This is a genomic window from Pseudomonas sp. H3_E07 (assembly GCF_054668895.1).
This window is the reverse complement of record NZ_CP162795.1, coordinates 3987457-4012059: the sequence shown is the minus strand read 5'-3', so window position 1 is coordinate 4012059 and position 24603 is coordinate 3987457. Positions and strand designations below refer to the sequence as shown.

The 24603-nt window shown below is 59.7% G+C and carries 24 protein-coding genes; 6 read left to right on the top strand and 18 right to left on the bottom strand.

Features of this window, described 5'->3' with window-relative positions:
* Nucleotides 1–23: 23 nt before the first annotated feature.
* The 10 genes from tolQ to AB4O08_RS18325 form a co-directional block, all read right to left on the bottom strand.
* A complete protein-coding gene (tolQ, locus tag AB4O08_RS18370) occupies nucleotides 24–719 on the bottom strand; it encodes a protein TolQ (RefSeq protein ID WP_010208111.1) in 696 nt (231 codons plus the stop codon).
* Nucleotide 720: 1 nt separating this feature from the next.
* Nucleotides 721–1176 carry a tol-pal system-associated acyl-CoA thioesterase gene (gene ybgC / locus AB4O08_RS18365; protein WP_010208110.1) on the bottom strand — a complete coding sequence of 152 codons (456 nt, stop codon included), beginning with the start codon at nucleotides 1174–1176 and terminating at the stop codon, nucleotides 721–723.
* A 139-nt stretch (nucleotides 1177–1315) separates the two neighbouring features.
* Entirely contained in the window at nucleotides 1316–2374 is a 1059-nt protein-coding gene (ruvB, locus tag AB4O08_RS18360) for a Holliday junction branch migration DNA helicase RuvB (RefSeq protein ID WP_003193867.1), read from the bottom strand.
* Nucleotides 2375–2986, bottom strand: a complete 612-nt coding sequence (gene ruvA / locus AB4O08_RS18355; protein ID WP_003193868.1) for a Holliday junction branch migration protein RuvA — start codon at nucleotides 2984–2986, stop codon at nucleotides 2375–2377.
* Nucleotides 2987–3053: 67 nt separating this feature from the next.
* On the bottom strand, nucleotides 3054–3578 hold the full coding sequence (gene ruvC, locus AB4O08_RS18350) for a crossover junction endodeoxyribonuclease RuvC (RefSeq protein ID WP_010208108.1): 525 nt from the start codon (nucleotides 3576–3578) through the stop codon (nucleotides 3054–3056).
* A 142-nt stretch (nucleotides 3579–3720) separates the two neighbouring features.
* Entirely contained in the window at nucleotides 3721–4467 is a 747-nt protein-coding gene (locus AB4O08_RS18345; RefSeq protein WP_010208107.1) for a YebC/PmpR family DNA-binding transcriptional regulator, read from the bottom strand.
* A 135-nt stretch (nucleotides 4468–4602) separates the two neighbouring features.
* On the bottom strand, nucleotides 4603–6378 hold the full coding sequence (gene aspS, locus AB4O08_RS18340) for an aspartate--tRNA ligase (protein WP_021491234.1): 1776 nt from the start codon (nucleotides 6376–6378) through the stop codon (nucleotides 4603–4605).
* Between the two features lie 107 nt (nucleotides 6379–6485).
* A complete protein-coding gene (locus AB4O08_RS18335) occupies nucleotides 6486–6707 on the bottom strand; it encodes an FmdB family zinc ribbon protein (protein ID WP_010208103.1) in 222 nt (73 codons plus the stop codon).
* Nucleotides 6708–6875: 168 nt separating this feature from the next.
* Nucleotides 6876–7208 carry a ribbon-helix-helix domain-containing protein gene (locus AB4O08_RS18330; protein ID WP_010208100.1) on the bottom strand — a complete coding sequence of 111 codons (333 nt, stop codon included), beginning with the start codon at nucleotides 7206–7208 and terminating at the stop codon, nucleotides 6876–6878.
* A 180-nt stretch (nucleotides 7209–7388) separates the two neighbouring features.
* Nucleotides 7389–7862: a Dps family protein gene (locus AB4O08_RS18325; RefSeq protein WP_010208097.1), complete on the bottom strand. Its 474-nt coding sequence runs from the start codon at nucleotides 7860–7862 to the stop codon at nucleotides 7389–7391.
* A 415-nt stretch (nucleotides 7863–8277) separates the two neighbouring features.
* Here AB4O08_RS18325 and AB4O08_RS18320 point away from each other — a divergent pair, with 415 nt between their 5' ends.
* Complete coding sequence (locus AB4O08_RS18320) at nucleotides 8278–8880, top strand: cold-shock protein (RefSeq protein ID WP_010208095.1); 603 nt, start codon at nucleotides 8278–8280, stop codon at nucleotides 8878–8880.
* Between the two features lie 69 nt (nucleotides 8881–8949).
* Here the strand turns inward: AB4O08_RS18320 and AB4O08_RS18315 are convergent, their stop codons facing one another.
* Both AB4O08_RS18315 and AB4O08_RS18310 read right to left on the bottom strand, forming a co-directional pair.
* Nucleotides 8950–9156: a SlyX family protein gene (locus tag AB4O08_RS18315; protein ID WP_042571238.1), complete on the bottom strand. Its 207-nt coding sequence runs from the start codon at nucleotides 9154–9156 to the stop codon at nucleotides 8950–8952.
* Between the two features lie 3 nt (nucleotides 9157–9159).
* Nucleotides 9160–9585, bottom strand: a complete 426-nt coding sequence (locus AB4O08_RS18310) for an HIT domain-containing protein (protein WP_010208092.1) — start codon at nucleotides 9583–9585, stop codon at nucleotides 9160–9162.
* Nucleotides 9586–10471: 886 nt separating this feature from the next.
* Between AB4O08_RS18310 and AB4O08_RS18305 the strand changes: the two genes are divergently transcribed.
* On the top strand, nucleotides 10472–11770 hold the full coding sequence (locus AB4O08_RS18305) for an OprD family porin (RefSeq protein ID WP_010208091.1): 1299 nt from the start codon (nucleotides 10472–10474) through the stop codon (nucleotides 11768–11770).
* Nucleotides 11771–11961: 191 nt separating this feature from the next.
* Here the strand turns inward: AB4O08_RS18305 and AB4O08_RS18300 are convergent, their stop codons facing one another.
* Both AB4O08_RS18300 and AB4O08_RS18295 read right to left on the bottom strand, forming a co-directional pair.
* A complete protein-coding gene (locus tag AB4O08_RS18300; protein WP_010208089.1) occupies nucleotides 11962–12804 on the bottom strand; it encodes a mechanosensitive ion channel family protein in 843 nt (280 codons plus the stop codon).
* Between the two features lie 135 nt (nucleotides 12805–12939).
* Nucleotides 12940–13425 carry a YajQ family cyclic di-GMP-binding protein gene (locus AB4O08_RS18295; protein WP_047542984.1) on the bottom strand — a complete coding sequence of 162 codons (486 nt, stop codon included), beginning with the start codon at nucleotides 13423–13425 and terminating at the stop codon, nucleotides 12940–12942.
* Between the two features lie 123 nt (nucleotides 13426–13548).
* Here AB4O08_RS18295 and AB4O08_RS18290 point away from each other — a divergent pair, with 123 nt between their 5' ends.
* The 3 genes from AB4O08_RS18290 to AB4O08_RS18280 are packed head-to-tail and all read left to right on the top strand — an operon-like array spanning nucleotide 13549 to nucleotide 17130.
* Complete coding sequence (locus tag AB4O08_RS18290) at nucleotides 13549–14466, top strand: putative 2-dehydropantoate 2-reductase (RefSeq protein ID WP_021491231.1); 918 nt, start codon at nucleotides 13549–13551, stop codon at nucleotides 14464–14466.
* A gap of 46 nt (nucleotides 14467–14512) precedes the next feature.
* Nucleotides 14513–16549 carry a sensor histidine kinase gene (locus tag AB4O08_RS18285; RefSeq protein ID WP_038453742.1) on the top strand — a complete coding sequence of 679 codons (2037 nt, stop codon included), beginning with the start codon at nucleotides 14513–14515 and terminating at the stop codon, nucleotides 16547–16549.
* A 2-nt stretch (nucleotides 16550–16551) separates the two neighbouring features.
* A complete protein-coding gene (locus AB4O08_RS18280) occupies nucleotides 16552–17130 on the top strand; it encodes a cob(I)yrinic acid a,c-diamide adenosyltransferase (protein WP_021491229.1) in 579 nt (192 codons plus the stop codon).
* A 125-nt stretch (nucleotides 17131–17255) separates the two neighbouring features.
* Here AB4O08_RS18280 and AB4O08_RS18275 read toward each other — a convergent pair whose 3' ends face one another.
* The 3 genes from AB4O08_RS18275 to secA form a co-directional block, all read right to left on the bottom strand.
* The gene (locus AB4O08_RS18275) at nucleotides 17256–18200 is read right to left on the bottom strand and encodes a Nudix family hydrolase (protein ID WP_021491228.1); all 945 of its coding nucleotides are present in this window, start codon (nucleotides 18198–18200) and stop codon (nucleotides 17256–17258) included.
* A 13-nt stretch (nucleotides 18201–18213) separates the two neighbouring features.
* Entirely contained in the window at nucleotides 18214–19431 is a 1218-nt protein-coding gene (gene argJ / locus AB4O08_RS18270) for a bifunctional glutamate N-acetyltransferase/amino-acid acetyltransferase ArgJ (protein ID WP_010208078.1), read from the bottom strand.
* Between the two features lie 124 nt (nucleotides 19432–19555).
* Nucleotides 19556–22291 carry a preprotein translocase subunit SecA gene (secA, locus tag AB4O08_RS18265; RefSeq protein WP_021491226.1) on the bottom strand — a complete coding sequence of 912 codons (2736 nt, stop codon included), beginning with the start codon at nucleotides 22289–22291 and terminating at the stop codon, nucleotides 19556–19558.
* Between the two features lie 305 nt (nucleotides 22292–22596).
* On the opposite strand from secA, the gene AB4O08_RS18260 reads away from it, so the two are divergent.
* The gene (locus AB4O08_RS18260) at nucleotides 22597–23052 is read left to right on the top strand and encodes a DUF721 domain-containing protein (RefSeq protein WP_044287789.1); all 456 of its coding nucleotides are present in this window, start codon (nucleotides 22597–22599) and stop codon (nucleotides 23050–23052) included.
* A 4-nt stretch (nucleotides 23053–23056) separates the two neighbouring features.
* Here the strand turns inward: AB4O08_RS18260 and AB4O08_RS18255 are convergent, their stop codons facing one another.
* The gene (locus AB4O08_RS18255) at nucleotides 23057–24535 is read right to left on the bottom strand and encodes a helicase HerA-like domain-containing protein (RefSeq protein ID WP_031290541.1); all 1479 of its coding nucleotides are present in this window, start codon (nucleotides 24533–24535) and stop codon (nucleotides 23057–23059) included.
* Nucleotides 24536–24603: the final 68 nt, after the last annotated feature.

Sequence of the window (24603 nt, the reverse complement as noted above, 5' to 3'; positions counted from 1 at the left end):
TAAAGCCATCGTGAGATACCTGCTTATTCTTCGCTGGTGTGCACTTTACGGTGCAGGATCGCCTGGAATTCATCGGCGAAGGTGTAGTAACGGCCAATCAGGTTCTCGCCGCGAGCAGCAAAACGGTTGTAGGCGATGACGGCCGGGATCGCAGCGAACAGGCCGATCGCGGTGGCGATCAGGGCTTCGGCGATACCCGGGGCCACGGTGGCCAGCGTCGCTTGCTGGGCCTGGGCGAGGCCGCGGAAGGAGTTCATGATGCCCCATACGGTACCGAACAGGCCGATGTACGGGCTGACTGAACCCACGGTGGCGAGGAACGGCAAGCTTTGCTCAAGCTTCTCTTCTTCACGGGAAATGGCGACGCGCATGGCACGGGCCACGCCTTCCATCACGGCTTCCGGGTCAACGCCTGGCTGCTGGCGCAGACGGGAGAATTCCTTGAAGCCGGCGCGGAAGATCTGCTCGACGCCCGAATCCGGGTCCGGGTTGCTGCCCGCCTGACGGTACAGCTTGGACAGGTCGATACCCGACCAGAAGCGCTCTTCAAAGCTCTCCAGGGCACGTCGACCAGCACGCAGCAGGTTGCTGCGCTGAAAAATCATGACCCAAGAGGTAACCGATGCGGCTACCAGGGTCAGCATGACCAGTTGAACCACGACACTGGCATTGCTGACCAGGCTCCACATGGAGGAATGGTCGACGACGGTAGGTTCCACGCTAAATCTCCTGCTTTGATTGTTTACCCGCGCCGCTTACGTCGGCAAAGGCCGAACGTAAAGCTTCGGGAATGGCCCGGGGTTTCAAACTATTGGTGCGCACACAGGCCACCAGGAACTGCCCCTCACAGAGCAGCGTTGCATCCGTTGCCCGCCTGACCTGCTGCTTGAAACGCAGGCTGACACGGTTCAATTCGATTACTTCAGCGCTGACCAACAACTCGTCGTCCAGCCGCGCCGGCGCGTGATACCGCGCCTCGCTGGAATGCACGACGAATAACAGGTCCTCCCCTGCCAGCTGGGATTGGGCAAAGCCCAGCTCCCGTAGCCGCTCGGTTCGAGCCCGCTCCATGAACTTGAGGTAGTTGACGTAATACACGATGCCGCCGGCATCGGTGTCCTCGTAATAAACGCGACAGCGATGTGCGAACGACTGATCCCCGTTTTGCGCGCGCATACTCTAGTGCTTACTCCTCAGGTTGCCAATCCGGCTGGGCAACTGTTTTTTCGTTGTCTGAAACTTTTCTACTGACTGAATGACGACACCAGCCACTAGGACAGCACAAACCTAGGATAAATCGTCTGGCGTGAAGCTTTTAATCGTCCACTGCATCGAGGAATTCGTCTACTACAGGCATTTCGCCCAATCGTGACGGAATGTTTAACCCGAAGTGCAGATAGGCGTGGCGCGTGACGACTCGCCCCCTCGGGGTACGCATGATGTAACCCTGCTGGATCAGATACGGTTCCAGCACATCCTCGATGGTATGGCGCTCCTCACTGATGGCCGCCGCCAGGCTATCGACCCCCACCGGCCCTCCGTCGAACTTCTCGATCATGGTCAAGAGTAGACGCCGATCCTGGTGATCGAAGCCATGCTCATCCACATCCAAAAGGTTCAAGGCCAGGTCGGCCACGGCCTTGGTGATATGTCCCTTGGCCCGCACCTCGGCAAAGTCGCGCACGCGACGCAGCAAACGGTTGGCAATACGTGGCGTACCGCGGGCCCGGCGGGCGATTTCAAACGCGCCCTCAGGGTCCAGCGGCAAACCGAGAATACTGGCCGAACGGCTGACGATGGTCGCAAGGTCCGCAGTGCTATAGAACTCTAGACGTTGAACAATGCCGAAACGGTCTCGCAGCGGGTTGGTCAACATGCCCGCGCGGGTGGTGGCGCCCACCAGCGTGAACGGTGGCAGGTCGAGCTTGATAGACCGGGCCGCAGGCCCTTCACCGATCATGATGTCGAGCTGGAAGTCCTCCATTGCCGGGTACAACACTTCCTCGACGATCGGCGAGAGTCGGTGGATCTCGTCAATAAACAGCACATCGTGGGGTTCAAGGTTGGTCAGCAACGCCGCCAGATCACCCGGACGCTCCAGCACCGGGCCGGAGGTGGACTTGATCGACACGCCCATTTCCTGGGCGATGATATTGGCCAGTGTCGTTTTGCCCAAGCCCGGCGGACCGAAGATCAGCGTGTGGTCCAGGGACTCACTGCGCCCGCGCGCAGCCTGGATGAACAACTCCATCTGCTCGCGCACGGTGGGCTGGCCGATGTATTCGGCCAGGCTCAGGGGGCGGATAGCGCGGTCCTGGACCTCTTCACGGTCGCGCGGGCCAGTGGCTGCAATCAGACGATCAGCTTCAATCACTTAAATCATTCCCTTCAGGGCGCGGCGGATCATGTCTTCGGCACTCAGGTTCTTGTCCTTGATGGCCGACACCGCCTTGCTGGCTTCCTGCGGCTTGTAGCCCAAGGAAATCAGCGCGTTGACGGCATCGCTTTCGGCGCTGGCGACCTGCGCCGCCGGCATATCCGGCTGGTTTGGCACCAGGGCAAACATGCTCGGCACCACTTCCCAAGCCTTGAAGCGGTCCTTGAGCTCCACCAGCAGGCGCTCAGCGGTCTTCTTGCCGACGCCCGGCACCTTGGTCAGCGCGGAGGTGTCCTGGGCCGAAACGGCGCGCACCAGTTCATCCACTTCCAGGCTCGACATCAAGGCCAGGGCCAGTTTCGGGCCCACCCCGTTGAGGCGGATCAGTTCACGGAAGAAGTCGCGGTCGCGCTTGCCGATGAAACCATAGAGTAGTTGTGCGTCTTCGCGCACCACCAAGTGGGTGTGCAGGGTAATCGGCTCACCGACCGACGGTAGGCGATACAGGGTGGTCATGGGCACTTCCAGCTCATACCCCAGCCCATTCACATCCAGAATCAGGTGCGGCGGCTGTTTCTCAGCCAGGGTGCCGCGCAAGCGTCCAATCACGGTTCAGATCCTTAAAGCTTGGGGTCAGATCAAGGCCTGACCGGAAATTACGATTGCGCTGATGCTATCAGAGACGCAGGCGCCCGCCACGACTGCGTGCTGTACCCAGGCCATGGGGCAGCAGACTGGAGCGGGTGTGGGCATGGCAAATGGCGATGGCCAGGGCGTCGGAGGCGTCGATCTGCGGTTTTGAGGTGAGCTTGAGCATGTGCATGACCATCATCTGCACCTGCTCCTTATTGGCTGCGCCGGTACCGACAACCGCCTGTTTGACCTGGGTCGCGGTGTACTCGGCGATCTCCATGCCCTCCTCGGCACCCGCCACGATCGCAGCACCACGGGCCTGGCCAAGCTTCAATGCCGAGTCGGCATTCTTGGCCATGAACACCTTTTCGATGCCCATGGTAACCGGGCCATAGGTCTGGATGACTTCGCGTACGCCGCGATAGACGATCTGCAAGCGGTCGGCCAATTCACCCGCGCCGGTGCGGATGCAGCCCGAGGCGACGTAGACACAGCCGCGCGGGGTCTGTTGCACCACGCCAAAACCGGTAATGCGCGAACCGGGGTCGATACCTAGGATTAAAGTCATAACGCCTGCAGTTCTGTGGATACACATAGATCCAATGCGGGAGCGGGCTTGCTCGCGAATACGGTGTGTCAGTCACCTGATGCATCGACTGAAAGTCCGCTTTCGCGAGCAAGCCCGCTCCCACACTGGATTTTCATCGTTCTTAGGTGAGCTGTTCGGCCACTTCTTCCGGGATGTCGGCGTTGGAATACACGTTTTGCACATCATCCAGGTCTTCAAGCATATCCAGCATCTTCAGCACTTTCTGCGCACCGTCCAGGTCGAGTTCGGCACTGGTGGTCGGCAGCATCACGATTTCCGCGTCGGTGCCTTTGAAACCCGCCGCTTCCAGCGCGTTGCGCACGGCATAGAAACCAGCAAACGAAGTGAACACGTCAATGGAGCCATCTTCGTTAGTCACTACGTCGTCGGCATCCGCCTCCATGGCGGCTTCCATCAGCGCGTCTTCATCGGTGCCTGGGGCGAAGGTGATCTGCCCTTTGCGCTCGAACAGGTAAGCCACCGAACCGTCGGTGCCGAGGTTGCCACCGCACTTGCTGAACGCATGGCGCACGGCTGCCGCGGTGCGGTTGCGGTTGTCGGTCATGCACTCGACCATCACCGCCACGCCGCCCGGGCCGTAGCCTTCGTAGCTCAGCTCGACCATGTCGTCGGTATCGGCAGCACCGGCGCCACGGGCCACGGCGCGATCGATGATGTCGCGGCTCATGTTGGCGCCAAGGGCCTTGTCCAGCGCCAGACGCAGACGCGGGTTGGAGCCTGGATCACCCCCGCCCTGCCGGGCGGCGACGGTCAGCTCGCGGATCCACTTGGTGAAGATCTTGCCTTTCTTGGCATCCTGACGCTCTTTGCGGTGCTTGATGTTCGCCCACTTGGAATGGCCAGCCATAACACAACTCCGAAATTCTGTAGAAACCTTGATCAACCCCGCCCTGGGCGGGAGGTAGTCCTTTAACGCAAAGGCGCATCCGAAGATGCGCCTTTTTAGACTGCGTAAACCTCAGTGCGCTTTCACGCAGCAGCCTTACTCAGCCTTCGGCGTCTCGCGCAGGCGGATGTGCAGCTCGCGCAGTGCCTTGGCATCCACCACACCTGGAGCCTGGGTCATGACGTCCGCAGCGCTCTGGGTTTTCGGGAAGGCGATCACTTCACGGATCGACTGGGCGCCGGTCATCAGCATCACCAGACGGTCCAGGCCGAACGCCAGGCCACCGTGCGGCGGCGCGCCGTATTTCAGGGCGTCGAGCAGGAAGCCGAACTTCTCTTCCTGTTCCGCTTCGTTGATGCCCAACAGGCGGAATACCGCTTGTTGCATCTCCTTGCGGTGGATACGGATCGAACCGCCACCCAACTCGGTGCCGTTGAGCACCATGTCGTAGGCGCGGGACAGAGCGCCAGCCGGGTTGGCTTCCAGCTCAGCCGGGGAGCACTTCGGCGCGGTGAACGGGTGGTGCAAGGCGCTGAAGCTGCCGTCGTCGTTCTCTTCGAACATCGGGAAGTCAACGACCCACATCGGGGCCCACTCACAGGTCAGCAGGTTCAGGTCGTGACCCAGCTTGATCCGCAGCGCGCCCAGGGCCTCGCTGACGATCTTGGCCTTGTCGGCGCCGAAGAACACGATGTCGCCGTCGACTGCACCGACGCGGTCGAGGATCGCGTTCAGGTTGTCGAGTGGAATGTTTTTAACGATCGGTGATTGCAGGCCATCAACACCGTTGGCGCGCTCGTTGACCTTGATGTACGCCAGGCCTTTGGCACCGTAGATACCGACGAACTTGGTGTAGTCGTCGATCTGCTTGCGCGGCATGCTCGCGCCGCCAGGCACGCGCAGGGCGGCGATGCGGCATTTCGGATCGTTGGCCGGGCCGCTGAATACCTTGAAGTCGACTTCTTTGAGCTGGTCGGCCACGTCCACCAGTTCCAGCGGGTTACGCAGGTCGGGTTTGTCGGAACCGTAGCGGCGCATGGCTTCTTCGAAGGTCATGTGCGGGAAGTCGCCGAACTCCAGGTCCAGCACTTCCTTGAACAGGTTGCGGATCATCTGCTCGGTCAGGCCCATGATCTCTTTTTCATCGAGGAAGCTGGTCTCGATGTCGATCTGGGTGAATTCCGGCTGGCGGTCGGCGCGCAGGTCTTCGTCACGGAAGCATTTGGCGATCTGGTAGTAACGGTCGAAGCCGGCCACCATCAGCAGTTGCTTGAACAGCTGCGGCGATTGTGGCAGGGCGAAGAACGAACCGGCGTGGGTACGGCTCGGCACCAGGTAGTCACGCGCGCCTTCAGGGGTGGCCCGGGTCAGGATCGGCGTTTCAACGTCCAGGAAGCCGTTTTCGTCGAGGAAGCGGCGGATGCTGGTGGTCATGCGCGAGCGCAGGCGCAGCTTTTCGGCCATTTCCGGACGACGCAGGTCCAGAAAGCGGTAGCGCAGGCGGGTTTCTTCGCCCACGTCGGAGTATTCGTTGAGTGGGAACGGCGGGGTTTCCGATTCGTTCAGCACTTCCAACTCATAGCCCAGCACTTCGATGCCGCCGGACGCCATGTTCTTGTTCACGGCACCGGCCGGACGCAGGCGTACCTTGCCGGTGATCTTCACGACGTATTCGCTGCGCACGCGGTCGGCAGCGGCGAAGCTTTCGGCACGATCCGGGTCGAACACCACCTGGGCCAGACCATCACGATCACGGATGTCGAGGAAGATCACCCCGCCGTGGTCGCGGCGACGGTGAACCCATCCGCAAAGGGTGATTTCCTGACCTTCCAGGGTCTCGTTCAGTTGGCCGCAATAGTGGCTGCGCATCATGGTAGTGGTTTCACTTCTCGTAATTCGAAATTCGGTGGAGGCTTGCCTCGTCACCGTACATTAAAGCAGGGGACGGATAATGCAGGAGCCTGCGCGTAGAGTTCAACTCAGTCTGCTTTGTCGCCGCCCGCCAGGTTCTTCTTCGAGCCGGTCTTGAAATCGGTCTCGTACCAGCCGCTGCCGCTCAGGCGGAAGCCTGGCATGGACAACATTTTCTTGAGCTCCGGCGCTTGGCAGGCCGGGCAATCGACCAGCGGCGCGGCGCTGATCTTCTGAATGGCTTCCAACTGATGACCACAGGAAGCACATTGATAGTCGTACATGGGCATGGCGATGTCTCGGCGATCAGAACGTTACTGCGCCACGCCTGCTACGAGATAACCCCGGCACGCGCAGCAAAGCGCGGGATTATATCTGGTAAATCGAGGCAGCGCAGCCGGCTTTCTGCCCAGGGGCCACCCCCACCTTGAAGAAGGGCCGACCCCGAAGCCGGGTGATTACGACGCTTCAACACGCTCTTTCAGGGCGTGAACCACACACACCACCCTGACCAACCCACTGAAGTTCTTCACGCCGCCATGACGCAAGTGCACTTCCCGATCCACATAGGACAGCAACGCACTGACCGAGCAGGCGTTGATCCTGGCGATTTCCGTGAGGATATTCCAATAGATCTGCTCCAGCCGCAGGCACGTGGAAAACCCATTGAGCCTCACCGACCGGGACAGTGGCTTGGCCAATCCCATGTCGAACCCTTTTACAAAGGGGTCGACCTTTACCTTATGAAAACCACCGTTTTCCATGACTCCATTACCCACTCCGCGTGACATACACCTGACACTCCATTGCCAAACAGCCGCCCATGGGTTGTCCCATTGGGCAATGGCCTTATCAAACAGCAGGCAGAGTGCAGCAGCCAGAAGACGCGACGTTGATAGGCGTAGGACAACGCCAGGAAATGCGTGGAAACAAGCGAGCGGCGCCGGGAAGGCGCCGCCCAGGGCAGTGGTTTACTGACTTTCGAGGAGGGAACGCAGCATCCACGCCGTTTTCTCGTGAACCTGCATGCGCTGGGTCAACAGGTCGGCCGTCGGCTCGTCGCTGACCTTGTCGAGCAGCGGGAAGATGCCGCGCGCAGTCCGAGTGACCGCCTCCTGGCCTTCTACCAGTTGCTTGATCATGTCTTCAGCACTCGGCACGCCTTCTTCTTCCTTGATGGAAGAAAGACGGGCGTAGATGGAGTAGGCACCTGGTGCCGGGAAACCCAACGCACGGATACGCTCGGCAATGGAGTCCACAGCCAACGCCAGCTCGTTGTACTGCTCTTCGAACATCAAGTGCAGCGTGCGGAACATCGGCCCCGTGACGTTCCAATGGAAGTTATGGGTCTTCAGGTACAGTACATAGGTATCGGAAAGCAGTCGCGAAAGCCCATCGACGATGGATTTACGATCTTCTTCACTGATACCGATATCGATTGCCATGTTTATCCCCTTCAATTGACAAGCATTCATTGATCAGGTGCAGGACCACTCTAGCAAGTGTGCCGTGGATCCGCAGCCCGGCGCGGCAATTCGCCCCGCCTTGGCCTGCCAACACGACACAATCCAAGCCTTCGGTCCACGCGAAAAATGTCCGAACAGGCCGTTTGAAAAGCCCCCACGTGTCTAGGACAAGCGTTTGACGCAGAAATGCCGTCGTCCTTGCAACAGCCCGAAATGCTTGATTTGAGTAGGCACAGCCTTTGCTGTTAAATAGGCTGCGTGTCGTCGCCGTTACTTTCTGCGGCAGCGACATAGGCTGATACCCCGCGCACGTGCCCAACGCCTCCCATTGTTCAGAAGCGAACCGTGCCAGTCAGCTCTTCCTTGTGATCCGTCTTAACGTGAGTTAATCAAAATGTTGAAAATCGTCCACCTGCTAACGGGCGTTGCAGCTTTGCTGCTGTCCTTTATCCCGAGCCTGCAGCCTGAAAGCCTGCCGTATCTGGAACAAAACGACGCTCTGTACCTGGCCTTGTTCGGCCTTCTTAACCTGACGCTGGCACCGGTGATCCCTTACTGGAACAAAGGCACGCGTCATCAACTGCAAAACCTGGTCAGCGCGCTGCTGGTGCTGACTGTTGTCGTACAAACCCTCACCCTCCTGGCACCTATGCCTGAAGTCGGTGGCCACCCGGCCATCCTGCTCAGCCTGGTGATTGCTGTGGTCGCCATTGTTCTTCACCTGGCCATCAGCTTCTACCGTTCGTCCCCTGCGGCCTCGTCGCAAACCTACGACATGACCAATCGGGATACCGGTACCGTCAAGTGGTTCAACACGTCCAAAGGCTTCGGCTTTATTTCCCGCGATTCGGGCGACGATATCTTCGTCCACTTCCGGGCTATTCGCGGCGAAGGCCATCGTGTCCTGGTGGAAGGCCAGCGCGTGGAGTTCTCCGTCATGAATCGCGACAAAGGCCTGCAGGCTGAAGACGTGATCGCTGCACTGCCGCGTCGCTGATACCCGCCTTCGCAGCAAAAAAAACCGCGATCCAGCTCAGCTGGGTCGCGGTTTTTTTATGCATGCCTATTAATAGTGAGGCGGCGGCGCTTCTTCTTCGGACGTTTCGAACTGACCGCCCATTTCTTCCTGGCGCTTGAGCAGCGCGGTCATCTGCAGTTGCAGGCGCTCGACGGCCCGCTGCTGGGTGACAAGGATGTCATTGAGGGTCTCGATGGTGTCGTCCTGGAAAGCCAGGCGGCTTTCCAGATCGTTGACGCGGTCTAGCAGATCCATGATTCAACCCTGGGTAAAGACGAAGTCGGCGGGCAACAGCGCGCGCAGGCGAGCACGGACAGTTGCCACTTGCTCATCGGTATACGGCAGCGCCGGATGTTTGCCCCATACCGGCGCCGGCCAGGCGGCATCATCACGTTTGCGCACGATCACGTGCACGTGCAACTGGCTGACCACATTGCCCAGGGCACCGATGTTCATTTTGTCGGCGCAAAAGCCTTCATTCAGCATCTGGGCCAAGGTAGTGGTTTCTTGCCACAAGCGCTGCTGGTCCGCGACATCCAGTTGAAACACTTCACTGATACCGTTGATTCGCGGCACCAGAATGAACCAGGGGTAGTTCGAGTCATTGGACAGCAGCAGGCGGCACAGGGGGAAATCCCCGATGACCAGTGTGTCTTGTTGAAGGCGTTGATCTAAAGCGAACACTGCAGGCACTCCGTTCGGCAGGTCAGGTTCAAGGTCCCCAGCATACCCGCGAATCGCTATCGCTTCACGCCGACCAATGCGCCCCCAGCCAAGGCGTGGAGAAAAAAAGCGCACCATTTCGAGCCAAACGGATTTTTCGACTACGCTCAATCACCAATCCCGCGGCGATTGACCCACCGTTGAACAACGCTTTGCGACGAGAGCCCCCGATGCAGAGGCTTCACAAAACAAGGCATTGAGCCATCATCCAACAACTGAGGCATCAGAGGGCATGCACCAAAATGACCCAACCACGCCTCAAAGAGATCCGCCGACTACCCACTGATTGGGGTGAACGGGTAACGTTTTTCGCAGATACGGAATTTAGGCTCCCCTTGAGCAAGGCAGAGCACGCGCGTCAAGGCCAAACCATTCGGCGTAAAAACCCCGTGTTTATGCGGTTTTCACGAAGCGGTAACGTTTTTCACGAAAAAATGACATTCGATTTACGGTTTGGGCACGCTTGCTGCATTCATCCGCCTATCGTCGGCAACGGCACCGGAACGGAAGCAGGTGTTTCGCGATGAAAACAGCAGCGGTTCAATGCGCACCAAGGAAGATTCCAAACCCTGGAAAAAATCCTGGAAAGTAACGTTTTTTGCGTTCTTTTAACGGCTTGGAAACAGTATTGAAGTTGTCAGCCTCGTTACAGTGAGGCTGTGAATTTGCGACATGGATCTAGCAATCTACGACAAGCTCGTAAAGAAGCTGAAAGGAAAGTTGGGCAAGTATCGCCAATATTGTCAGCGTGATATAACTTTGCGCCGACACAAAAAGAAAGAGCCGCCCAGACAAAAATATAGGTGGGACGGCAGTACTCTTCCTAAAACCAAAGGAGCAAATCACGATGCGCGTGATGAAGTGGAGCATGATCGCCCTGGCTGTTTCAGCAGGCACTACGCAGTTCGCAATGGCGTCCGCCCAAAGCGATTCCAAAGGCTTTGTTGAAGACAGCACTTTCAGCATTAATACTCGCGCTCTGTACTTCAGCCGCGACTTCCGTAACAACCCGTCGGGCCCAGGCTCCCAGAGCCGTGCCGAAGAAACCGGCCTGGGCTTCAACGCCCTCTACCAATCGGGCTTCACCCAAGGCACCATCGGTGTCGGTGTTGACGTGATCGGCCTACTGGGCGTCAAGCTCGACAGTGGCAAGGGTCGTGCCGGTACCGGTCTGTTCCCAACCGGTTCCGACGGTCGTTCGCAAGATGACTACTCCAAAGGCGGCGGCGCGGTTAAATTCCGTATCTCCGATACTGTGCTGAAAGTGGGTGACCAATACACCACAGCCCCAGTATTCGCCTCCGACGACAGCCGTTTGCTGCCAGAGCTGCCGCAGGGTATCTCGATCACCAGCAACGAGATCAAGGGCCTGAAGCTCGAAGGCGGTCACTTCACTTCCAGCGTCGCGCAGAACCAGACCTACCATGACAGCCTGGGCCTGACCAAAACCGACTTCGTCGGCGGTGTCTACTCCTTCACCCCCGAGTTCACCGGTAGCCTGTACTACGCAAAAACTGAAGATTATTTCCGTAAGTACTACAGCAACCTGAACTGGACCCACGCGCTGAGTGACGACCAGTCGTTTGCCTTGGACTTCAACATCTACGACACCAAGAGCGACGGCGAAGGCCTGCAACGTGCTTACAAAGACAACGGTCTGCCGTTCGCAGAACGCACCAAGCTCGACAACCGTGCGTTCAGCTTGCAGGGTGCCTACACCATCGGCGCTCACACCTTCACCCTGGCAGCCCAGAAAGTTACCGGTGACGGCGACTACGGCTACGGCGTAGACGGCGGCGGCACAGTGTTCCTGGCCAACTCCATCGCCCGTTCCGACTTCAACGCCGAAGGCGAGAAGTCTTACCAGGCGCGTTATGACATCAACATGGCTACCTTCGGCATTCCTGGTCTGAGCTTCATGACTCGTTACGTGACCGGTAGCGGCGCCAACACCGCCACCACCTCGAACGGTAAAGAGTGGGAACGCGACATCGAAGCCAAGTACGTGATCCAGAGCGGCCCGGCTAAAGACCTGAGCCTGCGTATACGTCAAGCGACCTATCGTTCGTCTGATGGCGTGTACTACGGTTCTTCGTCCATCGACGAACTGCGTCTGATCGCGAACTACCCGCTGAACATCCTGTAATTGACAGTTTTATTACAGCGATGACTTAAGGCTACGGCCTTAAACAAAAAGCCGCTCCCTTGTTTAACAACGGAGCGGCTTTTTAATGGCTGTAATGTTTCAGCAGGAAATAACTAGCAAGCTAACTAACGAGATTAACGCTTGCGTCCTGAACCTGACCTAACGGCCAAGTTCACGACCAATACTTCACATTACTTGGCAACTGTTTCCTGCATCACACGAATAACCCGCTGCGGAAACGGAATATCAATCCCCGCCGCTTTCAAACGGTCACGTGCCAGTTCGTTCAGCATGAACACTACATCCCAATAATCCGCGGTCTTTGTCCAGCAACGCAGGGAAACAGTGATCGAACTGTCACCCAAGGTCGAAACCACCGCCACTGCGGCCGGGTCTGCCAACACACGTGGGTCTTTGGCCAGCTCCAACAGCACTTCACGGGCTTTCTGCAGGTCGGCTTCATAGTCGACACCCACATCAAACACCACCTTGCGGGTCGGCTGACGATTGGTGTTGGTGATGAGCCCGTTGGACAGGCTGCCATTAGGGATGATCACGGTCTTGTTGTCACCGGTGCGCAGCACGGTGTGGAAGATCTGGATGCTGTCGACGGTGCCGGATGTGCCCTGGGCTTCGATCCAGTCACCAATACGGAACGGGCGGAACAACAGAATCAGCACGCCGCCGGCGAAGTTCGCCAGGCTGCCTTGCAGTGCCAAGCCGATGGCCAGGGTGGCGGCACCGATCGCGGCCACGAACGAGGTGGTGGCTACGCCGATCATGGAGGCCACGTTGACCACCAGCATGACCTTGAGCGCAATGTTCGCCAGGCTGGTAATGAAGTGTTGCAGCGCCAGGTCGGCGTTACGCAGGGCCAGCAAACGTCCCACTCGGTGGGTCAATACGTTGATCAGCCACCAACCGATGGCCAGGGTGACCACTGCCAGCAAAAACCGGCTGCCGTATTCCATGATCATCGGCAACCACGATTCTGAGGTCTTGATCAGGTGATCCACTTCAGCGTTCAAATCCATCTACATTCTCCTGTTTACCGGATGCTCGGCGTATTGAATGGCCATAAATGCAATTGAGCCCCGTAGGGCTCAATAGTCGGCGCTGGTTCTGGGGCGTGGGACGTCAAAAACGCCCACAGGTTCCCCAATGTGCCATCAGTCGCGGAAGTTATTGAACTGCAGCGGCATGTCGAAGGTCTTGGCGCGCAGGGCCGCGATGGCCTCTTGCAGGTCGTCACGCTTCTTGCCGGTCACGCGAACCTGCTCACCCTGGATGGCAGCCTGGACTTTCAGCTTGGCGTCCTTGATGTGAGCAACGATCTTCTTTGCCAGCTCCTTGTCGATGCCTTCCTTGAGGATGGCTTCTTGCTTCATCAGCTTGCCGGAGGCGTAGGCGTCCTTGATTTCAAGGCATTGCGCGTCGATCTTGCGCTTGACCAGGGACAGCTTGAGGATCTCGATCATCGCTTCCAGTTGGAAATCGGCTTCAGCGGTCAGGTTGACGGTCAGCTCTTTTTCCTTGAATTCGAAGTTGCCCTTGCCTTTCAAGTCATAGCGACGGTCCAGCTCTTTGACGGCGTTCTCGACGGCGTTGGTGACTTCGTGTTTGTCCAGTTCGGATACCACGTCGAACGAAGGCATGTCATTTCTCCAATATAAGGGGCGGGCTCAGTAGAGATGGAGCGCGCCCAAGCTAAAATGCCGAGGCATTATAGCGGTTCTTTCGTCCCGTTCGCTGCGGGCGACCCTACGGAGCAAAAACTGATGTCGACCACCTGGCATATTCTCGGCGCCGGCAGCCTGGGTACACTCTGGGCCACACGTCTGGCGCGCGCGGGCGTGCCCGTCAGGTTGATCCTGCGTGATGAGGCGCGCCTGGCCAGCTATCAGGCAGCCCAGGGGCTGACCTTGGTGGAACATGGCGTAGAACACAGCTACCCAGTGATAGGCGAAACACCCGACAGCCCTGGGCCGATTCATCGCCTGCTGGTGGCATGCAAAGCCTATGACGCCCAAAGCGCAGTCGCCCAGCTGCACCATCGACTGGCGCCCGACGCCGAACTGATCCTGCTGCAAAACGGCCTGGGCAGCCAGGATGCTGTCGCCGCGCAGTTGCCCCAGGCGCGTTGCATCTTTGCCTCCAGTACCGAAGGCGCCTTTCGCGATGGCGACTGGCGCGTGGTGTTTGCCGGCCATGGATACACCTGGCTGGGCGACGCGAGCCACCCTACCCCGCCCGTGTGGCTGGACGACTTGCACGCCGCCGGTATCCCCCACGACTGGAGCACCGATATCCTCACCCGGCTATGGCGCAAGCTGGGGCTCAATTGCGCCATCAATCCGCTGACCGTGCTGTATCAGTGCCGCAATGGAGAACTGCAGGCCCATCAATGCGAAGTCGCCACCTTGTGCGCTGAACTCGTCGAACTGCTGGAATGCTGTGGCCAACCCGCTGCCGCGCTGGATCTGCAACACGAAGTGGAACGGGTGATCCAGGCCACTGCCGCGAATTACTCCTCCATGTACCAGGACGTGGCCGCCGGCCGTCGCACCGAAATCAGCTACCTATTGGGCTATGCTTGCCAGGCGGCCGCCCGTCACCAACTGAACCTGCCGCACCTTCAACAGTTGCAAGTGCGCCTGGTCGAGCAGTTGCTTGCACGCGGATTGCCCCGCGACTGAGCCACGCGCTACCCTGCCCGCCTGTCTATCTCCTGGGAAAACCCTGATGCCGCTGCGCCAGCGTCTTGAAAACCTACCGGTCGGGCAGAAACTGCTGGCCGCCTTGCTGGTGCTGTTGACCACGGTATTGCTGGTGGCCAACCTGACCTTTATCAGCGCCGCCTACTGGATCTCCCAGGAAAGCATGGCGCCCCAGGCCTTGCAGGCCATTGGCCGCCTGGTGTCCAACCCGGCGCTCGCCGCCGAAGCCCTCGAATCGCCTGCCAAGGCTGACGCGCTGCTCAACGAGCTGACCAGTTATTCGCCGTTGCGCGCCGCGGCCCTGTACGACGGCGACGGCAACCGCCTGGCTCAGATGCAACACGGCGACCGCCTGCACCTGCCAGACAACTATCGGCATATCGAAGCCTGGCGCGTGACCGAGTTTCGCAGTAACCAGATCATCACCCTGCCCCGGGCCGGCCAGCCGTCCGGGCATCTACTGCTGGTCGCCAGTAGCGAGCTGCCGGTGGCGTTTTATACCGGCACGTTGACGGCCAGCCTGGGCATCCTGATTTTCAGCGTGCTGCTGTGGCTGGTCATCGCCCGTCAGATCAAACGCCTGATCACCCGGCCGATCCACGAGCTGGAAGAACTCTCGCGTCAGGTCACCCGCGAAGAGAACTACGCCCTGCGCGCCGGCCGTGGCAATCACGATGAGATCGGCAGCCTGGCCGAAGCCTTCAACACCATGCTGTCGCGCATTGAAGCCCGTGAGCAGCAGCTCAAACGCGCGCGCGACGACTCCCAGGCGGCGTATGACCAGGCGCAAGGCTTGGCGGAAGAAACGCGCCACACCAACCGCAAGCTGGAACTGGAAGTGCAGGTTCGCAGCAAGATCGAGAAGAAACTCACCGGTTTCCAGAATTACCTGAACAGCATCATCGACTCGATGCCCTCGGCGCTGATCGCCCTGGATGAACAGCTTTACGTCACCCAATGGAACCAGGAGGCCAGCGCGCTCTCCGGCACACGCCTGGACGAAGCCTTGAACCAGCCGATCTACCTGGCGTTCCAACCGCTCAAGCCGTACCTGCCGCAGATTCGTGCAGCGGTAGAACAACACACCGTGGAACGCATCGAACGCGTCACCTGGTTCAAGGACGACGAAGCCAAGCATTACGCCCTGACCTTCTACCCGCTGATGGGTGGGGCCGGGCGCGGCGTGGTGATCCGTATCGATGACATCACTCAGCGTCTGTCTCTGGAAGAAATGATGGTGCAGTCGGAGAAAATGCTCTCCGTGGGTGGCCTGGCTGCCGGCATGGCCCATGAGATCAACAACCCGCTGGGAGCAATCCTGCACAACGTGCAGAACATCCGCCGCCGCCTGTCCCCCGACCTGCCCAAGAACCTGGAGCATGCGCAGCAGGCGGGCATCGAGCTGGAAACGGTCAACCGCTACCTGCAAAGCCGCGAAGTGCCGCAATTGCTTGATGGCATCCAGCAGGCTGGGGCGCGGGCGGCGAAGATCGTCACCCACATGCTCAGTTTCAGCCGTCGCAGCAATCGACAAATGGCGCCCTGCGACCTACCGGCGCTGATCGACCAGGCTGTGGAAATCGCCGGCAACGATTTCGACCTGGCCATCGGCTTCGACTTCAAGGGCCAGGCGATCATTCGCCAGTTCGACCCTCAACTCGGCCCGGTGCCCGGCACTGCCAACGAGTTGGAACAGGTGCTGCTCAACCTGCTTAAAAACGCGGCCCAGGCCATCCATCTGCGGGAAGACGACAGCGAACCGGGGCGCATCATCCTACGCACGCGCCTCAACCCGCCCTGGGCGGAAATCCAGGTGGAAGACAACGGCATCGGCATGAGCGAAAACGTGCGCAAGCGCACCTTCGAGCCGTTCTTCACCACCAAGGAAATCGGCCAGGGCACCGGGCTTGGGCTATCGGTGTCGTATTTCATCATCACCAACAACCATAAGGGCCAGATGGAAGTGCATTCAACCCTCGGCCAAGGTACGTGCTTCACGCTACGCCTGCCCTTGGCTGGCAGCCAACTGCCACCTCACGAACTCACCCAACTGGAGCAATGACCATGGGCTTTCGCCTGTCGAAGATCTACACACGCACCGGCGACAAGGGCGAAACCGGCCTGGGCGATGGCCGCCGTGTGCCCAAGGACCACCCACGGGTGGAAGCGATTGGTGAAGTTGATACGCTGAACAGCCAGCTGGGTTTATTGCTGGCCAGCCTGGAGGAACAGAGTGGCAAACATCCGGAACTTAAGGATGTGATCGAGGTGCTTACGCCATGCCAGCATCGTTTGTTCGACCTGGGGGGTGAATTGGCAATGCCGGTGTACAAAGCCTTGAACGCTGCGGAGGTCGACCGACTGGAAGCAGCGATTGACCGCTGGAATGAGGACGTGGGACCGCTGGAGAACTTCATCCTGCCAGGTGGCTCGGCGCTGATCGCCCAGGCCCATGTATGCCGCAGCCTGGCGCGCAGTGCGGAGCGGCGGTGTCAGCAGTTGAATGCGGTTGAGCCGTTGGAAGGCGAGGGGTTGGCGTACATCAATCGGTTGTCGGATTTGCTGTTCGTGGCGGCCAGGGTCATCGCCAAGCGCCAGGGTGTGGCCGAGGTGTTGTGGCAGGCGGCGGCCAAGCCACATTAATGATGAGGCGTCTGGCCTGACGCCTTCGCGAGCAAGCCCGCTCCCATATTTGACTGCATTCCAAAGGTGGAACTCCGTCAAATGTGGGAGCGGGCCTGCTCGCGAAGAGGCCTGTCAAAACAGCATCAAACTTCCGGCCAAAACGCCCTAATCCCAGCCACACCCTGAGCCCCAGCCTCCCAAGCTTTTTCCCGCTCGGCAGGCCCAACCCCACCCAACAGAAACACCGGCTTGCTGAACCCTCGGATCAACGCCACCGCCTCCTCCCAACCCAACGGCTGCGCATCAGGATGCGTCTGGGTCGGCTGCACCGGCGACAGCGTGACAAAATCCACGTCCATCATTTCCGCCAATGCCAGCTCTTCTGCGTTGTGGCACGACGCCGCCAGCCAGCGATCCTTCGGCAGCGGGCGACCCTTGCTGGCGTATTTACGCAGTTGCGCCGCCGTCATGTGCCAGCCGGCTGCAGGAAAATCGCCCAACCATTCAAACGGCCCCTTGAGCATCAGTTGAGCCTTACCCGCGCACAAGCCCACCGCATCCACCGCAAGGTCGCGGTATTTTGGGTCGTAGCCGTTGGGCGCACGCAGTTGCACCAGTTTGATACCGCCCGCAATGGCTTTCTGGATACCCCGCAGTAACGTCGGGGTTTCCAGTTCGCCTGGGGTGATCAGGTACTCGGCAGGCAAGCGCGCCGCCGCAACGATCGGCGCATTGGCGGCCGGAAACGCATAGTTGAGCAGGTCTCGGGGGGCCACCCACTCCAGCGGCTGCCCTTCAACACCATGAGGCTCGCCGGTAAAGGCCGAGACTTCCCAGACATCCAGCAACACCTGCTTGTCCGGGTAGTCGTGCTGCACCTTGATCAGCGGCCGCGCGGTAGTGACCTGAATGCCCAGCTCTTCCTGCAATTCGCGGGACAGCGCGTTGGCGACCGATTCATCGGCTTCCACCTTGCCGCCGGGGAATTCCCAGAGGCCGCCCTGGTGCTGGGTATCGGCGCGGCGCGCCAGCAGGATTTTGCCGTCGACACCGCGGATCACCGCTGCTGCTACATGCACTCGTTTCACCGCGCTTATCCTCTTAGGTCCGGTATTCCGCGTTGATCTTCACGTACTCGTGGGACAGGTCGGTGGTCCAGATGGTTTCGCTGCACTCGCCGCGACCCAGTTCGATGCGGATGGTGATTTCTTCCTGCTGCATCACCGCCGAGCCCTGGGCCTCGGTGTAGGTTTCGGCACGGGCGCCACGGCTGGCGATGCACACGTCGCCGAGGAACACGTCGATCTTGCTCACGTCCAGGTCCGGCACGCCGGCACGGCCCACAGCCGCCAGGATACGGCCCCAGTTCGGGTCAGAGGCGAACAGCGCCGTCTTGATCAGCGGCGAATGCGCGACGGTGTAGCCTACATCCAGGCATTCCTGGTGATTGCCGCCGCCATTCACTTCAACGGTGACGAACTTGGTCGCACCCTCGCCGTCACGCACGATGGCCTGTGCCACTTCCATGCACACTTCGAACACAGCCTGCTTCAACGCCGCGAACAACGGGCCGCTGGCCTCGGTGATTTCCGGCAGGTTGGCCTGGCCGGTGGCGATCAGCATGCAGCAGTCGTTGGTCGAGGTGTCGCCATCGATGGTGATGCGGTTGAATGACTTGTTGGCGCCATCGAGGATCAGCCTGTGCAACACGTCGCGGGAGACCTTGGCGTCGGTGGCGATGTAGCCGAGCATGGTGGCCATGTTCGGGCGGATCATGCCCGCGCCCTTGCTGATGCCGGTCACGGTGACGGTCACGCCGTCGTGCACGAACTGGCGGCTCGCGCCCTTCGGCAGGGTGTCGGTGGTCATGATGCCGGTCGCGGCGGCGGCCCAGTTATCCACAGACAGGTCGTCCAGCGCGGCTTGCAATGCACCTTCGATTTTCTCGACAGGCAGCGGTTCACCGATCACACCAGTGGAGTAAGGCAGCACTTGGCTGGCGTCCACGCCGGTCAACTGGGCCAGCTTGGCGCAGGTGCGCGCAGCTGCCACCAGGCCTGGCTCGCCGGTGCCGGCGTTGGCGTTGCCGGTGTTGGTCAGCAGGTAACGGATCGTGCCGGCAACGCGTTGCTTGGCCAGGATCACCGGCGCGGCGCAGAACGCGTTGAGGGTGAACACACCGGCGACGGTCGAGCCTTCGGCACAGCGCATCACCACCACATCCTTGCGCCCCGGGCGCTTGATGCCGGCCGAAGCGATACCGAGTTCAAAACCGGCAACCGGGTGCAATGTGGGCAAAGGACCAAGACCAACAGCCATGAATGCGCTCCTTAAAAATCAGATGATGTCTGTACCGTCGTGAGCAACGGCAAAATTAATGGCAAAACGCCGCGACGGCAGAGGCCGGTCGCGGCGCAGGATGTAGCAGCGTCAGGCAGAAAGCTTATTCGATCTGGCCGTGGCAGTGTTTGAACTTCTTGCCCGAACCGCAGTAGCACAGCTCGTTGCGGCCCAGCTTCTGGTCATTGCGAACCGGGGTTTGAGCCAGGGCCACGTCGACCTCTTCGCCCAATACCTCAGGCGCTTCCAGGCCCGGTGCTTCGTCATGCTGGAACTGCATGCGCGCAGCCAGCGCCTCGGCTTCCTGACGCAGGCGCGCTTCTTCCTCGATCGGGTCTTCACGACGCACCTGAACGTGGGAGAGCACACGAATCGAATCGCGCTTGATCGAATCCAGCAGTTCGGAGAACAGCGTGAACGACTCGCGCTTGTACTCCTGCTTCGGGTTCTTCTGGGCGTAACCACGCAGGTGGATGCCGTGACGCAGGTGGTCCATGGTCGACAGGTGGTCTTTCCACAGATCGTCAAGCACGCGCAGTACGATTTGTTTCTCGAAGGTGCGCAGTGCTTCGGCACTCGCCTGCTCTTCTTTCTCGTTGTACGCGGCCAACAGCTCGGCCATCAGTTTTTCGCGCAGGGTTTCTTCGTACAGGTGATCGTCTTCATCCAGCCACTGCTGAACCGGCAGGTCGACACCGAAATCGCTCTTCAACGCGGCTTCCAGACCGGCAACATCCCACTGCTCCGGCAGGGACTGTGGCGGGATGTGGGCGCTGACGGTGGCGTTGAGCACGTCCTGACGGAAGTCAGCGATGGTCTCGCCAATATTGTCGGCGGCCAGCAACGTGTTACGCATGTGATAAATCACTTTACGTTGTTCGTTGTTGACGTCATCGAACTCAAGCAGTTGCTTACGAATATCGAAGTTGCGACCTTCGACCTTGCGCTGGGCCTTCTCGATGGCATTGGTCACCATGCGGTGCTCAATCGCTTCGCCGGACTGCATACCCAGGGCCTTCATGAAGTTCTTCACGCGGTCCGAGGCGAAGATGCGCATCAGACTGTCTTCCAAGGACAGGTAGAAACGGCTGGAACCGGCGTCACCTTGGCGACCGGCACGACCACGCAGCTGGTTGTCGATACGGCGCGATTCATGACGCTCGGACGCGATCACCTGCAAGCCACCCGACTCCAGAACAGCCTGGTGGCGTTTCTGCCAGTCGGCCTTGATCTGGGCGATCTGCTCGGGACTCGGGTTTTCGAGCGCCGCAACTTCCACTTCCCAGTTACCGCCCAACAGGATGTCGGTACCGCGACCGGCCATGTTGGTCGCGATGGTCAGTGCGCCTGGGCGACCGGCCTGGGCGATGATCTCGGCTTCTTTTTCGTGGAACTTGGCGTTCAGGACCTTGTGCTCGATGCCTTCCTTATTGAGCAGGTTCGATACGTGCTCGGAAGTCTCGATGGTGGCGGTACCCACCAGGATCGGGCGACCCTGGGCCATGCCGTCCTTGATGTCGTTGATGATTGCCGCGTATTTCTCTTCGGCAGTCAGGAACACCAGGTCGTTGAAGTCTTTACGCGCCAACGGTTTGTTCGGCGGAATGACCATCACGGCCAGGTTGTAGATCTGGTGGAATTCGAACGCTTCGGTGTCTGCGGTACCGGTCATGCCGGACAGCTTGTTGTACAGACGGAAGTAGTTCTGGAACGTGGTGGACGCCAACGTCTGGCTTTCAGCCTGGATGTTGAGGTTTTCCTTGGCTTCGATGGCCTGGTGCAGGCCTTCGGACAGACGGCGACCCGGCATGGTGCGGCCGGTATGTTCGTCAACCAGCACGACCTGGCCGTCCTGCACGATGTATTCGACGTTGCGATGGAACAGCTTGTGGGCGCGCAGGCCGGCATACACGTGGGTCAACAGGCCCAGGTTATGTGCCGAGTACAGGCTTTCACCCTCGGCCAGCTCTCCGATCTGGGTCAGCATCTCTTCGACGAACTGGTGACCGGCTTCGTTGAGTTCGACCTGGCGGGTCTTCTCGTCGATGCTGAAGTGACCTTCTTTGGTCACCACGCCTTCCACTTCCTCGATGTGCTGCTCCAGACGCGGAATCAACTTGTTGATTTCGGTGTACAGGCGCGAGCTGTCTTCGGCCTGGCCGGAGATGATCAGAGGGGTACGGGCTTCGTCGATGAGGATGGAGTCGACTTCGTCGATGACGGCAAAATTGAGTTCGCGCTGGAATTTTTCTTCCATGCTGAACGCCATGTTGTCGCGCAGGTAGTCGAAACCGAATTCGTTGTTGGTGCCGTAGGTGATGTCGGCAGCGTAGGCGGCACGCTTCTCTTCCGGCGGCTGGAACGGCGTTACCACGCCGACGGTCAGGCCGAGGAATTCATACAGCGGGCGCATCCAGTTGGCGTCCCGGCGCGCCAGGTAGTCGTTCACCGTCACAACGTGCACGCCCTTGCCGGACAGCGCGTTGAGGTAAACGCCCAGGGTTGCTACCAGGGTCTTGCCTTCACCGGTACGCATTTCGGCAATCATGCCTTCATGCAAGGTCATGCCGCCGATCAACTGGACGTCGAAGTGGCGCATGCCCATGACACGCTTACCGGCTTCACGGGCGACCGCAAAGGCTTCGGGAAGCAGCTTGTCGAGGGTTTCACCTTTGGCTATGCGGGCCTTGAACTCTTGGGTCTTGGCGCGCAATTGCTCGTCCGAAAGGGCAACCATCTGCTCTTCGAAGGCATTGACCAGCTGCACCGTCTTGAGCATGCGTTTGACTTCGCGCTCATTCTTGCTTCCAAAAAGTTTCTTTAACAAAGGCGCAAACATATCGGCAGGTTCTTCCACACATAGGGATGGAGGGCGCACCGTGAGTGGCCCGAGCAGCCCTCACGGCCGCATGCGAACGCGCATTCTACCCGGATTCGTGGGTGAGGAAAGTGGCGTTGTTCCCCGAGGCTGGCATGGTGCTGTGAGAGGGCTTGTTTAAAATAAGGGCTTTTGCTGGAACTTCAACCCATGGAGCGCATAAGTTACCAATTGATTTCATGAATAAAACCTCGGAGATGCATTGCCTGGGGGCACACAGGCGGGTTCTGCTAAGATGGCGGCTCTGTTACTTAAGGTGTCCAATAATGGCATTTCGCCCCTTATCAGCCCGTGCTCCCGCCGTGTTGCTTCGCGATGCCAAGCCGCTGAAAGCCATCTTTGGCCATGCCCAACGCTTGGGCCGTCTGCAACGCCTGCTCGAAACCCAGCTGCAACCGGCCGCACGCGAACATTGCCGCGTGGCGTCCTGGCGTGAAGGCAACCTGCTGCTTATTGTCACAGATGGCCACTGGGCGACCCGTTTGCGCTATCAGCAAAAACGCCTGCAGCGTCAATTGATGGCCTTTGAGGAATTCGCTGGCCTGACGCGCATCCAGTTCAAGGTGCAACCCCCCACCACCCAACCTGGCGTGGTGGAGCATATTCATGATCTGTCGCCCAATGCCGCCGAAACCATCCAGGCAACGGCCGAAGGGATCAGCAACCCAGGCTTGCGCGCGGCGCTTGAGCGGCTGGCGGCCCACGCCAAGCCCAAGCCCTGAATCGCTACTTGCGCTTGCTGCCGCCCAACAACGACCCCAACAAGCCACGCACCAGTTGCCGCCCCATCTGATTGGCAGCTTGCTGCATCGCGGACTTCAGCGCCTTGCCTGCGGTTGTGCCGAGAAACGCCCCGGCCTTATCGGTGAAGCTGGGTTCCTCGGCAGCCGGCTTGGCCTCCTCGTTTGGCCCAAGCTCTTTGCGTGCCATCAACACTTCATAAGCCGATTCCCGATCAATCGGCTTGTCATACCGGCCTAGCAACGGCGAACTGGCGACCATTGCAGCACGCTCGGCTTCGCTGAGCGGCCCGATCCGTGACTGCGGCGGTGCGACCAGGACGCGCTGGACGACTTCCGGCGTACCCTTTTCCTGCAGTGTCCCCACCAAAGCCTCACCCGTGCCCAGCTCGGTCAATACCGAAAGCGCATCAAAGGCCGGGTTCGGCCGAAAACCGTCGGCGACGGCGCGCAAGGACTTCTGTTCCTTGGTAGTAAACGCACGCAGGCCGTGCTGAATGCGCAGGCCGAGCTGGGCCAGCACACTGTCCGGCAAGTCGCCCGGGGATTGGGTGACGAAATACACGCCCACCCCTTTGGAGCGGATCAACCGCACCACCTGCTCCAGACGTTCCTGCAACGCCTTCGGCGTGTCGGCGAACAGTAAATGCGCCTCATCGAAAAACAGTGCGAGCAGCGGTTTGTCGGCGTCTCCGCGCTCGGGCAGTTGCTCGAACAACTCCGCCAACAGCCACAGCAGGAAGGTCGCGTACACCTTTGGCGCCTCGTGCACCAACCGGCTGGCATCCAGCAGGTGGATGCGCCCACGACCGTCGCTGGTGGGTTGCAGGATATCTTCCAACTGCAGGGCCGGCTCGCCAAACAAGGCTTCGGCGCCCTGCTGCTCCAGCACCGCCAGACGTCGCAACAGTGCCTGGCTGGAACCGGTGGTCATCAGCGCCGCGTCTTCGCCCAGGAGTTCGGGGTGATAGCGCAGGTGGTTAAGCAGCGCCTTGAGATCCTTGAGGTCCAGCAACAACAGGCCTTCGCGGTCCGCAACCTTGAACGCGGCGTAAAGCGCCGACTGCTGGCTGTCGGTGAGTTCCAACAGGCTACCGAGCAGCAAGGGACCCATTTCGCTGATGGTGGTACGCAATGGATGACCGGACAGCCCGTGGATATCCCACAGCGTGACCGGATAAGCCTTGGCCGCGTAATTGAGGAACGGCATGCCGGCGATGCGCTCGGCGACCTTGCCCTGCGGGTTCGCCGCGGCGCCCAGGCCGCACAGGTCACCCTTGATATCCGCGGCAAACACCGCCACGCCGGCATCACTGAAGGCTTCGGCCAGGCGTTGCAGCGTGACGGTTTTGCCCGTGCCGGTAGCACCGGCGATCAACCCGTGACGGTTGGCCAGGCGCATGGCCTGGGCGATAGGCTGACCGTCGAGGCCGGCGCCGATTAGGAGTTGCGTGGAGTCAGGCATTTCGTCACCCATGGTTAATCTTTAGTGTCGCCAGGTCGATACAGATCAGTGTGAGACCCACAAAGTCT

Bases quoted from the DNA above. Each gene is read 5' to 3' on its own strand.
- AB4O08_RS18345 (WP_010208107.1), bottom strand. From the start codon at position 4,467: ATGGCTGGCCATTCCAAGTGGGCGAACATCAAGCACCGCAAAGAGCGT.
- AB4O08_RS18295 (WP_047542984.1), bottom strand. From the start codon at position 13,425: ATGCCTTCGTTCGACGTGGTATCCGAACTGGACAAACACGAAGTCACC.
- ybgC (WP_010208110.1), bottom strand. From the start codon at position 1,176: ATGCGCGCGCAAAACGGGGATCAGTCGTTCGCACATCGCTGTCGCGTT.
- AB4O08_RS18300 (WP_010208089.1), bottom strand. From the start codon at position 12,804: ATGGATTTGAACGCTGAAGTGGATCACCTGATCAAGACCTCAGAATCG.
- AB4O08_RS18315 (WP_042571238.1), bottom strand. From the start codon at position 9,156: ATGGATCTGCTAGACCGCGTCAACGATCTGGAAAGCCGCCTGGCTTTC.
- AB4O08_RS18335 (WP_010208103.1), bottom strand. From the start codon at position 6,707: ATGCCCATGTACGACTATCAATGTGCTTCCTGTGGTCATCAGTTGGAA.
- AB4O08_RS18320 (WP_010208095.1), top strand. From the start codon at position 8,278: ATGTTGAAAATCGTCCACCTGCTAACGGGCGTTGCAGCTTTGCTGCTG.
- argJ (WP_010208078.1), bottom strand. From the start codon at position 19,431: ATGGCTGTTGGTCTTGGTCCTTTGCCCACATTGCACCCGGTTGCCGGT.
- AB4O08_RS18325 (WP_010208097.1), bottom strand. From the start codon at position 7,862: ATGGCAATCGATATCGGTATCAGTGAAGAAGATCGTAAATCCATCGTC.
- AB4O08_RS18285 (WP_038453742.1), top strand. From the start codon at position 14,513: ATGCCGCTGCGCCAGCGTCTTGAAAACCTACCGGTCGGGCAGAAACTG.
- ruvC (WP_010208108.1), bottom strand. From the start codon at position 3,578: ATGACTTTAATCCTAGGTATCGACCCCGGTTCGCGCATTACCGGTTTT.
- AB4O08_RS18260 (WP_044287789.1), top strand. From the start codon at position 22,597: ATGGCATTTCGCCCCTTATCAGCCCGTGCTCCCGCCGTGTTGCTTCGC.
- aspS (WP_021491234.1), bottom strand. From the start codon at position 6,378: ATGATGCGCAGCCACTATTGCGGCCAACTGAACGAGACCCTGGAAGGT.
- AB4O08_RS18255 (WP_031290541.1), bottom strand. From the start codon at position 24,535: ATGCCTGACTCCACGCAACTCCTAATCGGCGCCGGCCTCGACGGTCAG.
- AB4O08_RS18305 (WP_010208091.1), top strand. From the start codon at position 10,472: ATGCGCGTGATGAAGTGGAGCATGATCGCCCTGGCTGTTTCAGCAGGC.
- secA (WP_021491226.1), bottom strand. From the start codon at position 22,291: ATGTTTGCGCCTTTGTTAAAGAAACTTTTTGGAAGCAAGAATGAGCGC.
- AB4O08_RS18280 (WP_021491229.1), top strand. From the start codon at position 16,552: ATGGGCTTTCGCCTGTCGAAGATCTACACACGCACCGGCGACAAGGGC.
- AB4O08_RS18290 (WP_021491231.1), top strand. From the start codon at position 13,549: ATGTCGACCACCTGGCATATTCTCGGCGCCGGCAGCCTGGGTACACTC.
- AB4O08_RS18330 (WP_010208100.1), bottom strand. From the start codon at position 7,208: ATGTCACGCGGAGTGGGTAATGGAGTCATGGAAAACGGTGGTTTTCAT.